Source organism: Pseudoalteromonas sp. SG44-1, from assembly GCF_014164315.1.
GTDB classification, from domain to species: Bacteria; Pseudomonadota; Gammaproteobacteria; order Enterobacterales; family Alteromonadaceae; genus Pseudoalteromonas; species Pseudoalteromonas rhizosphaerae.
This window is the reverse complement of record NZ_JACJEW010000008.1, coordinates 44,318-58,023: the sequence shown is the minus strand read 5'-3', so window position 1 is coordinate 58,023 and position 13,706 is coordinate 44,318. Positions and strand designations below refer to the sequence as shown.

Below are 13,706 nucleotides of genomic sequence, written 5' to 3'. Positions count from 1 at the left end.
ATACGCGCCTACAAATCAAGTGTTTGGTATTACTTTTATAGAAGAGGTAAATTATTTTGGCGGATAAAAATAAACAGCAAGTCGCCGTTATAGGAGCTGGTATTATTGGCATTTGTAGCGCATTACAACTACAACGAGCAGGTTTTGCAGTCACCTTGTATGATGAAAATGGTTTAGCGCAAGGCTGCTCTAAAGGCAATGCTGGACACTTTGCGACTGAGCAAGTGTTTCCGCTTGCGCACCCTTCACTATTAAAGAAGCTACCCGGTATGTTATTCAATCCATTAGGGCCGCTACGGATTGATTGGCGTTATGGCTTTAAAGCCCTACCTTGGTTTTGGCAATTTGTTAAAAACATGCCAAGCAAGACTTATCGCACTAACACACAAGCACTTAAGGCGTTAAACCAACTAGCGATCCCCGCTTATGAGCGCTTACTCAGTGAGTATAATTTAGGCCACTTACTAACTAAAAAGGGCAGCTTACTGACTTTTGAGACCACCCCTCTTAGTAAAATTAACGCTATGCTGCGCAGCTACCTTGATCAGGGTATTGAGGTGGAGTTACTTGATGGCGAACACGTGCGTCTACTAGAGCCCAATTTAGCTAAAACCATTACCTACGCTTTATTATTTAAAGAGGTGGCTCACAGTGTTGATCCGCATTTATTTTGCCTCAACTTAGCAGAACAATTTAGCGCGTTGGGCGGCCAATTTTGCCAACAAAAAATCACCTCGATACAGCCTGCAAAGCAAGGTTATACACTCAGTTGCCAAAATCAAATTGTCACAGCGAATAAAGTAGTCATCGCCGCAGGCGCATGGAGTAACACACTATTGAAACCTTTAGGCTACAAAGTGCCGCTTGATACTGAACGTGGTTACCATTGCATGCTAGCCGGTAATTACGGGCTTTCACGCCCTGTGGCCTCTGCCGAGCGTCACTTTATTATGACTCCCATGAGCCAAGGCCTACGCATTGCTGGCACGGTAGAATTTGCCGGCACCAAACGAAAAATGAATAACAAACGCGCATTAGCATTATTACCCAACGCTAAAGCATTACTGAATAGATCAGCCTTTTCATTACATGCTAACAGTACCTGGATGGGCTGTAGGCCATCGCTACCGGATTCATTGCCCGTTATTGGTAGCGCCCCGAACCACGATAACCTGTACTTTGCTTTTGGCCACCAGCACTTAGGATTAACCCAAGGCGCCGTAACCGCAGAGCTAATAACCGCACTGTGTTTAAACCACCCGCCGCAAATAGATATACACCCTTATTGTGTGAGTCGCTTTTCAACGCAACCCGCTTGCAGTAAAGCACAGCCACACGCACAATAGCCGCATATAAATAAAGGAGAGCACCATGACAACATTCGGAATTGGTACGCAAACTAAAGAGCAAGCACTCGCCGGTCTAAGCGATATGACGGGCGATTTAATGCCTATTCAGGCTGATGAGCATTTAGCGCGTATTGCCAAAGCACAAGCCTACATGCAAGCCAATTGTATTGATGCAATTTACTTAAATGCAGGCACTAACTTAACCTACTTTACCGGTATGCGTTGGTATGCCAGTGAGCGTATGGTAGGCGCAATATTACCGGCTAAAGGCGACGTACAATACATTGCCCCGTATTTTGAAATTGGCTCACTAAACGGTTTTAAAGTCATCGATGGCCCTATTCGTGGTTGGCAAGAGCACCAAAACCCTTATGCTTTATTTGTTGAAATACTCGCAGAAATGGGCATTGCGGCTAATGGCACTGTTGGCATTGACGAAAGCGCACAGTTCTTTATTTTTGATGGTATAAACAAAGCACAAACTGGCTTAAACCTAGTCAATGCACAACCTGTGACCGCTCATTGTCGAATGCATAAATCAGCCAACGAGCTGGCACTGATGCAACGCGCTATGGATATGACGTTAGCGGTTCACCAAGCAACTGCAAGTATGTTACACGAAGGAATCAGCACGAGCGAAGTTGAAGCGTTTATCAAGCAAGCACACCAAAAAGTAGGTGCTCCAGGTAACTATTTTTGCATCGTATTATTTGGCGTTGCAACCTCGTTCCCACATGGCGTGAAAGACCCGCAAATTCTTAAAAAAGGCGATATGGTACTGATTGATACTGGCTGTAAAGTACATGATTATTTATCAGATATTACCCGCACCTATGTGTTTGGTGAGGCCACAGAGCGCCAACGCCAGTTTTGGGATTACGAAAAAGCCGCGCAAATCGCCGCCTTCAACGCTGCAAAAATTGGTGCGCCTTGTGAAGCAGTCGATGCCGCCGCGCGTAGTTACTTAGCCGCGCAAGAGCTAGGTCCTGAATATCAAACGCCAGGTTGCCCCCACCGCACAGGCCACGGTATTGGCTTAGATATTCACGAATGGCCTTATTTAGTCGGCGGCAACAAAACCCCACTTGCAACAGGTATGTGCTTTAGTAATGAGCCTATGCTAGTTATACCTGATGAATTTGGCGTTCGCTTAGAAGATCATTTCTATATGACTGATAAAGGGCCAAAATGGTTTACTGAGCCTGCCCATAGCATCGAAGACCCTTTTGGTTTAGCTGACTAAGCTAGTCCATCATAACGACTGCACGGTAAACGCTTACCGTGCAGTTTAAGCACTTATTTCTGTAAATTGAAAATCCCCCCTCTTGAATTAACCCCTTCGCGCCTGCATATAGACCCGTACACACTGTAAAAAATAGGCTCACTCATGAAAAAGCTAAAAATCGACATCGTTTCAGACGTAATGTGTCCTTGGTGCATTATTGGTTATAAAAACCTTGAAACAGCATTAGCGCAATTAAGTGACGAATTTTCAGCTGAGATCAGCTGGAAGCCATTTGAGTTAAACCCAGATATGCCAATTGAAGGGCAAGATTTAAATGAGCATTTACAACAAAAATATGGCCTGAGCGAGGAGCAAGGCGACGAAAACCGCAAACGTATTTTAGAGATGGGTGAAAAAGCAGGCTTTACCTTTAATTTTGACGGTAAACGCATCATGATCAATAGCTTTGACTTACATCGCTTACTCACTTGGGCTGCCACTGAAGGCAAACAAACCGAGCTAAAACTCGCTTTATTTAAAGCCCACTTTACCGATTTAATTTTCCTTAATGAGCAAGACAACCTACTTGATGTAGTACAAAGTGTTGGTCTTGATAGAGCCCGCGCAAAAGAAATTTTAGACTCAGGCGAGTATTTCCAAGAAGTACGCAGCGAGCAAAATGCGCTACAGCAAATGGGCATTTCCTCAGTGCCAACCTTTATCATTAACGATCAATACGCCCTCACTGGCGGCCAGCCAAGCGACGCATTTGTGCAAGCATTTAAACAAATCGCCGAGCAAGAAGCGTAATAAAATGACAAGCGACGCAATTTACCTGTTGCGTCGCTTTTTAACTAACTTTCTTCTTTAACTTAGTGCCCCCCGTTACATTCCTTTACAGACTGACGTTGCTATTTTTATTGTGATTTTATAACTCGTGTTATCCTTAACAAAAAACAGCGAGGCATATCTGCTGCGCCAATTATAAAAATGGAGAACGTATGAGTAATTCTTTCAAAGTACCGCATACTTTGATTTTACTGCTAGGTATGATGGTCACTGCGTTAGTTGCTACCTGGTTAGTACCACAAGGTTTTTTTGACACAACACTCACCGAGTCTGGTCGGGAAATGGTCCTTGCGGGCACCTATCATACGGTCGCTGAACGTCACTATCTTACCCCTTGGGATTTATTAACGGCGATTCCGCGCGCCTTTGCTGCGGCGCAAGATGTGATCTTTTTTGTCTTGATTGTTGGCGGTGTACTGGCCATTGCCCGTGCTACCGGCACGGTTGATGCGTTGATTGGCCGTTTACTTGAGCGCCATGGTAAAAAGCCGCAACGACTTATATTTATGGTGGTTTTTTGTTTTGCCTTAGCATCAAGCAGTATTGGTACAGCGGGTGAATATATTCCATTTGTATTAATATTAGTCGCTCTTTGTAAAGCTATGCGCCTTGATGCAATGACAGCAGTAGGGATGATTGTAGCCGGTTACGGGATTGGTTATGGCGTGTCTGCGTTTAACCCATTCACAGTGTTAATTGCCCAGCAGATTGCTGAAATTCCTGTTTATTCTGGTTTATGGTTGCGCTTAGCGATATTTGTGCCCTTTGTACTAATTGGTTTTCATCATGTGTGGCAGTACACTAAAAAGGTGGCCGCCGATCCAAGTAAATCCATGATGCTTGATGTGCCTTGCCCTCTCAATGATCAAGCAACACCGCATTACCCTGAACTTGCACTGCGTCATAAATTAATTTTAGGTAGCTTTATTGTCACGCTAGGTGTTGCTGTATGGGGTATTGCAACCAAAGGCTGGTACTTATACGAATTAGGCGGCGTGTTTATCGCGTGGGGTGTGTTGATCGCTATTCTGGGCCGTTTATCTGCCGATGATGCTGCAAACCGCTTTATTGAAGGTGTTTCAGATCTCGTCACCACCGCTATTTTAATTGGTGTTGCCCGTGGTATTGCTTTAATCCTTGAAGATGGGCAAATATTGCATAGTTTAGTGCATGGTATGTCGCTACCACTTTCGTATGTGAGCGCCGAGATCTCAGCCATTGGAATGTTAGTCATTCAAACAATACTCAATACCTTTATTCCATCAGGCTCTGGCCAAGCGTATGTGACTATGCCGCTGATGGCCCCGCTGGGCGATTTAGTCGGCGTGCCACGCCAAGTTGCAGTGCTTGCGTATCAATTTGGTGATGGCTTTTCAAATATGATTATCCCTACCAATGCGGTATTAATGGGAATTTTAGGCATGGCGGGTGTCCCTTATGGGCATTGGTTCCGTTTTTGTTTACCACTATTACTTAAATTGATGTTAGCAGCATCGATTGTGCTCGTACTTGCAGTGATGTTTGGTTATGGTTTGGATGTACAACCAAGTGCCGTTGGCAGCTAAAGTTACTGGATACTTAAACGAAAAAACCACCTTTGTAGGTGGTTTTTTCGTTAAATCGAAGTCACTCGTTTTTCTAGCTAACTTTACTCTTACGTTCTATAAAGCACTTTTATCACATGCCAACCAAATTTAGTTTTTACTAAATGTGGTTCTAATATTTCTGCGCCAAAAGCCACTTTATCAAATTGCGGAACCATTTGGCCACGTTTAAATTCGCCTAAATCACCCCCTTTTTTACCCGATGGGCAAGAGGAATGTTTTTTAGCGAGCACATGGAACTTAGCGCCTTTTTTTAACTGCTGAATTATGTCTTCGGCAAGTTCTTTATGCTTAACTAAAATGTGTAATGCGTGTGCGGTGCTAGCCATGATCTATCTCTACAAAATTAAACTGAGGGGATTTTATCATAATAGATAAAAACTAGTCATTATCACTGGCCATAATAGCCAATTAAACGAATCGCGAATCCTACTTCGTCGCGATAATTGAGTTCTTCTCGGTATTCTATAAACGGCTCTAATTCATAAAACAGCCAACTGTATTTTACTTGCTGCCGGTAACGGTACGATACTGTATAGATAGTAAAGTCATCAAAACTATTCTGTACATTGGCACCAAACACTGCGGCTCGCTGCGCATCGGGTATATAACTTAAATAAACACCTGAGCGCATTTCGCTATCTATTTCGTCATCAATTTCACGGTAATTAGCAGAGACATTCAGCGAATAAAACTCATTGATCTTAGTATCACTGGAGAGCTTAATAAAGTAACCAAAGCCATCAGAGAAGTAATACTCTAAGCCGGCAGATGCAAAGTACTGCGTTTGATTAAATGTTTTATTCCAACGAAGTGCACTGCGTCCATAAAGTTGGCTACGTGATATGCCAACACGATTATCAACCTCTAAGTTAGCGGTACGCTCAACTAAAAATTGCAGCGCAGCATTTATGTCTTCAGTACCATTGTTTTGATTAGCTGGGGAGTCGGTTTCAAAAGGCAACCGGCTAAATTCGTCAGCGTCATTATCTATTATTAGATTTAAGCGGTTTTCCCAGCTAGGTAAGCTTAATGATACTTTAAAGCGTACTTCTGTTTCAGCTAGATCAGCACTGCGGGGAAGCCAGCCTAACCGCAAAAAACCTCTCGCATGGGCTTTGTTTGGGTTAACCTCTTCACCGAGTAAATCGTCTAACCACTGGGCGGTATTTTGCATCCGCAGGTTAATTCTGTCGCGAACATCTACCACGATTGCAGAGTCATCATGGGTGTCATTTTGAGCATATAGTCCAGCACTAAACACTAAAAACAGTATATTAAGTTTAACCAAATAACCTGCCAACAGTCCGCCTTGTAAAGAAATTATAAGTAGTGGTGATCATACTCATGACTTGGGATCACGCAATAATTATATTTTCCAAATAAGCGATACCGGTTAAGTGCAATGGCATCATACCCCCAGTTGCGTATCCGTTTCGGTATTATTCGTAATATGTTAGCTAAGGGCCATGGCCAACCCAACTGTGAAACAACATTAATCACACCATCACTTTTGGTAACACACTGATTATTTTCAACATAGATCATGGTTTTAAAATTAGCTGTTGGGTAACCAAAGTGCGTGAGGATTGCTTGGCCTTTTAAAGACTGCACACTGCATAATTTAAAACACAGCTTTTTATCGTGCTTAATAATAAAATTACACCATGCATTACAAAGCTTACACTGCCCGTCAAAGAGTATTATTTTATTGTTTTGCATAAGCTGTTGAGCATTTATTTCACACATACTTAGCCTTTAATTGAACGTTTATATCAATATTTATTTAGCCCTACTCACACCAACGTCCTTGTTTTTGCATTATCAACAATAAATGCGCGGCACTCCACGAGAAATTAGGCGCGCCTTGTTGTTCGCCCGTCAAAGGATTGTAATTTTCGCGAATAGGAGCACTGGCCAATAAGCCATCAGCATGAGTAAGTAGTTGCTCACTGAGTTGCTGCGCCTTTTCACAATAACCGTAATGACTCATACCCACCAAACCAAAATACAGCTGATCAAGCCATACTCGACCTCGCCAATAGATATCTGCACCAAAAGCAGGGTTGCTCAAAGCCGCGCTGCCAAGTGGTACGTAGGTATTGAACTCTTTTTCATCAAGCATTACATCAACCACTTGCTGCGCTTGTTCAACCGTGGATACTTGATTAAATAGCGGCGACCAGCCTTCAGGGCCTTTACCGCGCTTAACTAACGGCTTGCCTGCACAGCCACTTGCTAACGGTTGTGGTGCTATTTCAATGTCATAATAATAGCCAGTTGTTCTATCGAACATACATCGATTTATATACGCTCTTAGTTTGGCTGCTTGTTTTAAAAAATAACTCGCTTGGCGAGGATAATTCAGCTCTTTAGCAATTTTACTTAAATAGCGATTATCCGCTGCCATGTATGATGCCTGATCGACTGATTCTTGCAGTAATGAGTAGCCAATCAAACGCCCCGCTTTATCAAAATTTTCGGCAAAACCTACGTGCCAATCAGTGGCTTTACCGCCATTTTTTATATACTTCGCGAGTTGTTCACTGCTAATGAAACCAAACACCGCTGCATCATCTCGGCCCGACTCCCACGATGCCGCTGTTTGCGCAGGGATCTTTATCTGTTTTTGTGGATGGGCGATAAGCTGATCCTTATAATTTTCAAGACCACTTTGCGCAGCCCAACCCGTTGCTGTTTGCACCTCAAAGCGTAATTTACCGTCATCCGTTGTATGGGCCTTATCAACTGTTGCGCCATACTCTGGCACACCATTGCCATTGTGATCTCGATTAGTTAGCCACCAGTTTCTATAGCTGACCAACTTTGGGAATATTTCCGCAAGCCACTGCTTATCATTTGTGTACTCATAAACTTGCCACACAGCCCAAGCGGCTAAACTGGGTTTAGTATTACGTTCGTTCCAGTTAGTCCCATCACCACCCCGTTCAGGGCTTAAATTATAAGCCACTAAATCAGGAATAAACCCTACATCCCACGGTCTTACAGCATCATTTGCTGTTATTTGGTGCTCAAATACCGCATTGAGATTTTGCTTTGCGAGTACTGGGTGAAAAGTCGCCAGGGCAAAAGCGTGCTTATAACTATCCCACGGCCAAGTCTGATTACCGGAAAACCAGCGTCCCGTCACGGCAGGACTTACGGTATCAAAGCCAACAGCACCGGCTTTAGAACGCCAATTACCAATCAAGGTTTCAATACTTTTGACGGCTAACTTTTTATGCCTTTCATCGGCACTGGCTAACGGGCGCAGCGCACTATTAATATACCCTTGCCAACGCGTGGCACTGCGGGCTAAATACAGCTCGGGCTGGTTTAAAACATCTTTTATAATAGCCTGCTCGTTTGCCGCTTCTTGGCTATTTAATAAGTACGAATAAGTTGTGTAAAACGTGGTATCGCTATCAATTGTTGTGTCACTTGCATAGCTTAATGCTTCATGAGTGGTGTTGACTGATAGCGTTTTATGCAATTGTAACTGCGAGCTGCCAGAAGTTAGTAACTGGCCATGTGCACGCACTTTGCCAAACTTTAGCGTGATAGTATTATCACTCACTTGCCATTGAGGTAACAGTTGCGGGTATACTTCAAAAGGTGAACGCGCATCTTTTGCGATACCGTCTTGAGCTGTTAACTTACTCACTAACCGCCCTTCCCAGCGCAAAATGAGTGGTTTTTTGGTTGTGATCTGTGTTTTAACTAACGAAGTACGATTACTTACAAAACGTAACTCCATGCGAATACTTACGCCATCACCCGTTAATTCTTGCACTAAAGCACCCGGCAAGCTGTAACTATTCATGGCGAGTTTAACTTTATGACTTTGGTCTTTATAGACGCTGAGCTTTTCTAAATAAGGGGCGATAAAATTAAGGTATTCTTCGCTAATAATTGCAGGCCCGGTAAAGCTTCCGATATTGTCATCGCTTGGCAGTAAATGACCATGCCATGCACCTAAGTCAAATAATGGACTAAAGCGTTGATGCTCGCCTCTAGCAAAGTCTTGCATATAATATGGACTTCCCGTGCGATCAATTAAATTTTTATAATGACTATTTTCACCGCTCACTGGGTCATTTGCTGTGGCTTGTAAGCTCAACATCAGCATGGCAGCTATTAAAATAAGTCGCTGTTTAAGTTTCACTGTGGGTATCCTTATTATTTCGCGCTAGAAGGTAAAAACCAAAGCCAGTGAAAAGCGCGATCACTGCAAATAATAGCCACATGAGTGCCGGACGTTGCAGCTCTTTCACTAAGTAACCATAGCTCCACCCTGATAAAAAACCAGCAAATAAAAAGCCCAGCGCCATAGATACAAAATAGTAACCCATGAACATCGCAGCGCTATTTTTAGGGGCAATACTGGCTACATATTCTTGGCTTTTTGGGGAGGTGAGCATTTCACCAAAGGCGATCAGTAAAATAACGGTGATCATTACAGCTCCGCCCAATTGCGTCATTAATAAACCCGCGCTCATTAGCAATAACAATAAAAAGGCACCCGCAGTAACAATCAAGCCACTGATCAAAACCGATATCACCTTAAATCCTTGGCATTTTAAACTAACGATTATTTGTAATAATACAATGGCCGCAAAGTCTAAATTAATCAGGTACTCGGGGTTAACTTGCCGATAAACCAGCCATTGCTGGGCAAGTTGTTTACTTTGTTGCTGAGTAAAATCGCTAGTTGCTATTTGCTCAATAAAAAGCGCTATTTCGCTCACTGGCACGTTTACTTTTAGATGCACTAATTCAAGGCGTATTACTTCAAGCTCAGTGCTCGTTAAAGGTGATGAAGATACATAATTGACTGACAAAAGCTGAATTTTTTCACTCAATGCCCCACTATCAACAAACGCAAAAAAATCCACCGTTGATTGACCAAAATAACTTAGTAAAACAACCAAATCTTGGGTGTTTGTATAATCACGTATAAACAACGGTAAAGTGTAAAATAGCTGATTATACACAGTCCAAAACCCTGTCAATATGGCTAAGTACAAGGCAAAATTACGGTTACTTACCCGCACCGGCTGTAAGTGCCAGTTATGGCTTTGCTTAGTACTGACACTTTTATCCCACAACCAGTTTGTCCCTAACCATAGAGCAATTAATACAAAAGCTTGCGTATAACTGAGCCAACTCACGCCTGCGGTCATTAGAATAATCACACAAGTAAATAACAACAGTGCAAAGCGGCTGTTGCCTAATACTTGTTGAGCTTGTTGTAATACCTGCTTAAGGCTGGTATTTGCTTGCGAAGATGGGGTTGTTTCGCGATAAAATAGCAGCGGAATAAAGTTAAGCAAAATCCACACGGCCGACATTACAAATACCGCATCCCAGCTGATCGCACGCATATAACCGGCGACTAATGGGCCAATAAAGCCGCCCAAATTAACCATAGTGTAAAAAATACCAAACCCTAGGCCACGGTTAGTATCATTCGTGCTGCGACTTATAGTACCAACCACCACAGGTTTAAAACACGCCGCACCAAATGCCACCAACATTAAAATCATAAAGAACGAATTAAAGTCAGTTACTTGGCCTAAAAAGTAGTAACCTGGCGCCATAATTATAAAGGAAATTATAAACAGCCTTTTATAACCATACCGATCAGCCAGCGCGCCTGTTAACACCGGTAATAAATATAAAAAGAAAGGAATAATACCTTGCACAGCACCACGCTGTGCATCATTAAAGCCCACCCCACCTTGTTCAACTGGGGTAGTCATATAGACAGATGAAACCGCAAAAAAGCCATACCAAGCTAAGCGCTCAAAAATTTCCATGGTGTTTGCAATATAAAATGCCACACCAAAGCCTTTATTAGCTGGGGTTTGCTTACTCTGCTTTGCTGCTGAGTTGGTTTTTATTGGTATTTGATTATTATTCATAGTTTACTTTCACAATTAAACACAGTATTTTATATTGCATACAATATACACATAAAACAACTATAATTATGAAAAAACTCTCACTCACTTTGTTATTACTGTTACTTGCCGCGTGTCAAAAAGAGCCGCAAGCCGATACTGCGCAGACCGTACAACCACAAACAACAACGTCAAGTGCTATGGAAACTGATCCACAACAGATGCAAGTAGACCTATCAGTACAAGGTTACACCAGTACGTTACACAAAATGGACATTGCATTCTTAGGGAAAACCATCCCCTATACATATAGCGATGGCAAAATTGGTAATAGCCGAGGATATGATTGGTGGGTAAGTAAACACTTTGCACTGAAGAGTGATTTACCAAAAGAAAAAGTAACGCTGTATTTAGCGCTTTTAGAAATGGCTTATCCACACTATGTTGCACTATTCGGTATGGAGCCACCTAATATTGAACGCCAGCGTATCGCTGTAGTGTATGGTAGCAGCCGCGATAGAGTGCGCGAGGCCATGCTTGATGACGGTTTTTTAAGAGGCGTACATAAAACCGCAGGCGGCGAAACTATGTTTTATAACCGCGCAGGATATAACTTCCCAAGCCATCGTGAGCATCACCAACGCTATATTGTCATTCACGAAACCATGCATGCTTTTCACATGGCTTTAAACGGTCATTCAACCTGGGCGCCTAATTGGATCACCGAAGGCTTAGCCGACTCGGTCGCTCACCATGTTTACGATGCCAAGCAAAAACAACTGACTGTGATGGTGTTTGATCGTGCCCCTATGAATTATATTGAGACCGGTTTAAAGCAATATTACAGTGCTGATAAACCCACTCTTGAGCAAATAAACGATGATCCTGCACTTAAACGCGGCCTTAATTTTTTTATCATTCATTACCTTTTAAGCTCTCCAGAACGCGCACAATATTTTGCATATTTTGTGCAGCAACTTAGGCTTGCCAACCCACACAGTGACGCCACGCTCAGCACAGCCAATTCACTCCTTAAACACACTTTTAAAGATTGGCAGGCAATAGAGCAAGGCTTTGCTGACTTTGTGCAAAATATAAAACCCAGTTTTCATATTGTATCAGGCCCGTGGGAGCAAAATGGTAATGCTTATTGGCTACGAAATACAGATTCAAATACCTTATCTCGATTGGATATAAACCCCGCTCTCACTACTGATGTATCGCACCCAGTGATAGACTTTCCCGCACCACAAGTAAATGCGTTAATCGATCTGACAAATAAGCACCAAGTGGCTGCTTTAATTGAATTTGAACCGGCACAATTACAGCGCGGTGAAATAGGCATTGCCATGCAAGGCAAGCGCAGCGAGCAAAACCAACAATACCGCACTACGTTTATTGGTAATGAGCAAGCGAATGACGACCAATTACTAAAACTATTAATAGTAGATGCTGAGCGGTTAATAATAACCGCACGTAATTTCAAGGATTTTCAGCCTGTGCAAATCGCACTTAGTCCTGAGTTAAAAGCCGCTTTAGCTCAACACGCAACACTTGGTTTAAACCTTACATTAGGGAGCAGCCAACTAACGGTGGGCTTAAAAGCGGATAACGGGACGAATATCATTGGGCAAACATTTACCCTTGCTTTATCGACTAAAATAACAGCCGCACTCGATACAAAAAAAATCAGCTTATTAAGTAAAAATAACAATCACCAGATCACACCTTACTTATTTGCAACGCCAGCTGGCGATGCTAAATATTTAAATTTAGCAGCACAAAACCAAACACAGCTTACTGATCCGTGGCTATTTACAGGTTATAAATTATTAAATCGAGTGTTTAGAACCTGCCAACAACATCAGCGCAAACTGGTTAATTGCGATGTCGAGCTGAGTAAGTTAATGGCAAAAATACCTCAGCCGAGCAACCATACAGCCATAAATGCTGAACTTGCAGTTATATTTAACCGCTATAAAACCCTATTAGGTAATAGTGGTTTTAGCGCACTCAGTGGTATTAATTCTGGTGTTTACTATCACCACAACAAAGCCTTTTTACGCGTCGAAAACCCTACCGATTTTGAGCTGCAATTGGCCGCCCAAGTTAGCTTTGCAACTGCAGGTAAGGTGCTTAACAAGCACCATCTCCGTCAGCTCTTAAAACCCGGTATCCACAACATTCACTTACCAGCGTCAACACAAGCTCAAACAATTGTTGTCGAACAAGATCTTAATTGGCAAGGATTAAATAAAACCCGTGAAATTAGTGCTGCTAATGTCCCTTTCAACGGAGTTGGGATGACACTCACTCAGACTAAAAATAACGCGGGTGATTGGCTATTTACCGCGACCCTATCAGGCCCTTATTCAGGTGCGACAACGGGGCAAATAACACTGACAGCTACGCCCTTTATACAGCTTGAAAGTGTAATGACACAAAAACACCCTGTGGAGATTGCGCCTTATGCAGTACAAAACTATCAATTTAAATTCACAGCGAGTAGCGAACCGATGTTGATCACCGTCACTGCGTTATTAGATGTCGATGGGGAGGAGATCCGACTTATCAAACGGATAAACTTATAATTTAGTTAGCAGCTAAGAAATAACCTCTTAGCTGCTTTGCTTTAGCCACAACTCAACGACCCGTTGGCACGTCCCTAATATCGCCAAATGCTTTATAAATAAAGACAAAATAGAATTTAGTCCGTAAAATTAGTATCCTTGATTTTAGTCATGGTTACATATATGATAATGCCTATCATTTACAA

The 13,706-nt window shown here is 42.6% G+C and carries 10 protein-coding genes; 5 read left to right on the top strand and 5 right to left on the bottom strand.

Features of this window, described 5'->3' with window-relative positions; genetic code table 11:
* Positions 1-56: 56 nt before the first annotated feature.
* From H5187_RS05660 to H5187_RS05645, 4 genes are all read left to right on the top strand, one after another.
* Positions 57-1,346 carry an FAD-binding oxidoreductase gene (locus H5187_RS05660; protein WP_182797634.1) on the top strand — a complete coding sequence of 430 codons (1,290 nt, stop codon included), beginning with the start codon at positions 57-59 and terminating at the stop codon, positions 1,344-1,346.
* A 25-nt stretch (positions 1,347-1,371) separates the two neighbouring features.
* Positions 1,372-2,592, top strand: coding sequence for a Xaa-Pro peptidase family protein (locus H5187_RS05655; RefSeq protein WP_182717617.1), 1,221 nt, complete (start codon positions 1,372-1,374; stop codon positions 2,590-2,592).
* Between the two features lie 144 nt (positions 2,593-2,736).
* Positions 2,737-3,384: a DsbA family oxidoreductase gene (locus H5187_RS05650; protein ID WP_138554903.1), complete on the top strand. Its 648-nt coding sequence runs from the start codon at positions 2,737-2,739 to the stop codon at positions 3,382-3,384.
* A 191-nt stretch (positions 3,385-3,575) separates the two neighbouring features.
* Entirely contained in the window at positions 3,576-4,988 is a 1,413-nt protein-coding gene (locus tag H5187_RS05645; protein WP_182797633.1) for a YfcC family protein, read from the top strand.
* Between the two features lie 89 nt (positions 4,989-5,077).
* On the opposite strand, the gene ppiC is transcribed toward H5187_RS05645, so the two are convergent.
* The 5 genes from ppiC to H5187_RS05620 form a co-directional block, all read right to left on the bottom strand.
* Complete coding sequence (ppiC, locus tag H5187_RS05640; RefSeq protein WP_145234480.1) at positions 5,078-5,356, bottom strand: peptidylprolyl isomerase PpiC; 279 nt, start codon at positions 5,354-5,356, stop codon at positions 5,078-5,080.
* Positions 5,357-5,418: 62 nt separating this feature from the next.
* Positions 5,419-6,330 (bottom strand): hypothetical protein, encoded by a 912-nt coding sequence (locus H5187_RS05635; protein ID WP_182717618.1) that lies wholly within the window; start codon positions 6,328-6,330, stop codon positions 5,419-5,421.
* 20 nt (positions 6,331-6,350) lie between these two features.
* Positions 6,351-6,776 carry a thiol-disulfide oxidoreductase DCC family protein gene (locus H5187_RS05630; protein WP_145234484.1) on the bottom strand — a complete coding sequence of 142 codons (426 nt, stop codon included), beginning with the start codon at positions 6,774-6,776 and terminating at the stop codon, positions 6,351-6,353.
* A gap of 43 nt (positions 6,777-6,819) precedes the next feature.
* Positions 6,820-9,192: an alpha-glucosidase gene (gene ygjK, locus H5187_RS05625; RefSeq protein ID WP_182797632.1), complete on the bottom strand. Its 2,373-nt coding sequence runs from the start codon at positions 9,190-9,192 to the stop codon at positions 6,820-6,822.
* On the bottom strand, positions 9,182-10,951 hold the full coding sequence (locus H5187_RS05620) for an MFS transporter (RefSeq protein ID WP_182797631.1): 1,770 nt from the start codon (positions 10,949-10,951) through the stop codon (positions 9,182-9,184). Before H5187_RS05620 ends, ygjK begins: the two co-directional genes overlap by 11 nt.
* Positions 10,952-11,019: 68 nt before the next feature.
* On the opposite strand from H5187_RS05620, the gene H5187_RS05615 reads away from it, so the two are divergent.
* Entirely contained in the window at positions 11,020-13,521 is a 2,502-nt protein-coding gene (locus H5187_RS05615; protein ID WP_182797630.1) for a hypothetical protein, read from the top strand.
* Positions 13,522-13,706: the final 185 nt, after the last annotated feature.

Bases quoted from the DNA above. Each gene is read 5' to 3' on its own strand.
- H5187_RS05655 (WP_182717617.1), top strand. From the start codon at position 1,372: ATGACAACATTCGGAATTGGTACGCAAACTAAAGAGCAAGCACTCGCC.
- H5187_RS05650 (WP_138554903.1), top strand. From the start codon at position 2,737: ATGAAAAAGCTAAAAATCGACATCGTTTCAGACGTAATGTGTCCTTGG.
- H5187_RS05645 (WP_182797633.1), top strand. From the start codon at position 3,576: ATGAGTAATTCTTTCAAAGTACCGCATACTTTGATTTTACTGCTAGGT.
- ppiC (WP_145234480.1), bottom strand. From the start codon at position 5,356: ATGGCTAGCACCGCACACGCATTACACATTTTAGTTAAGCATAAAGAA.
- H5187_RS05630 (WP_145234484.1), bottom strand. From the start codon at position 6,776: ATGTGTGAAATAAATGCTCAACAGCTTATGCAAAACAATAAAATAATA.
- H5187_RS05620 (WP_182797631.1), bottom strand. From the start codon at position 10,951: ATGAATAATAATCAAATACCAATAAAAACCAACTCAGCAGCAAAGCAG.
- H5187_RS05615 (WP_182797630.1), top strand. From the start codon at position 11,020: ATGAAAAAACTCTCACTCACTTTGTTATTACTGTTACTTGCCGCGTGT.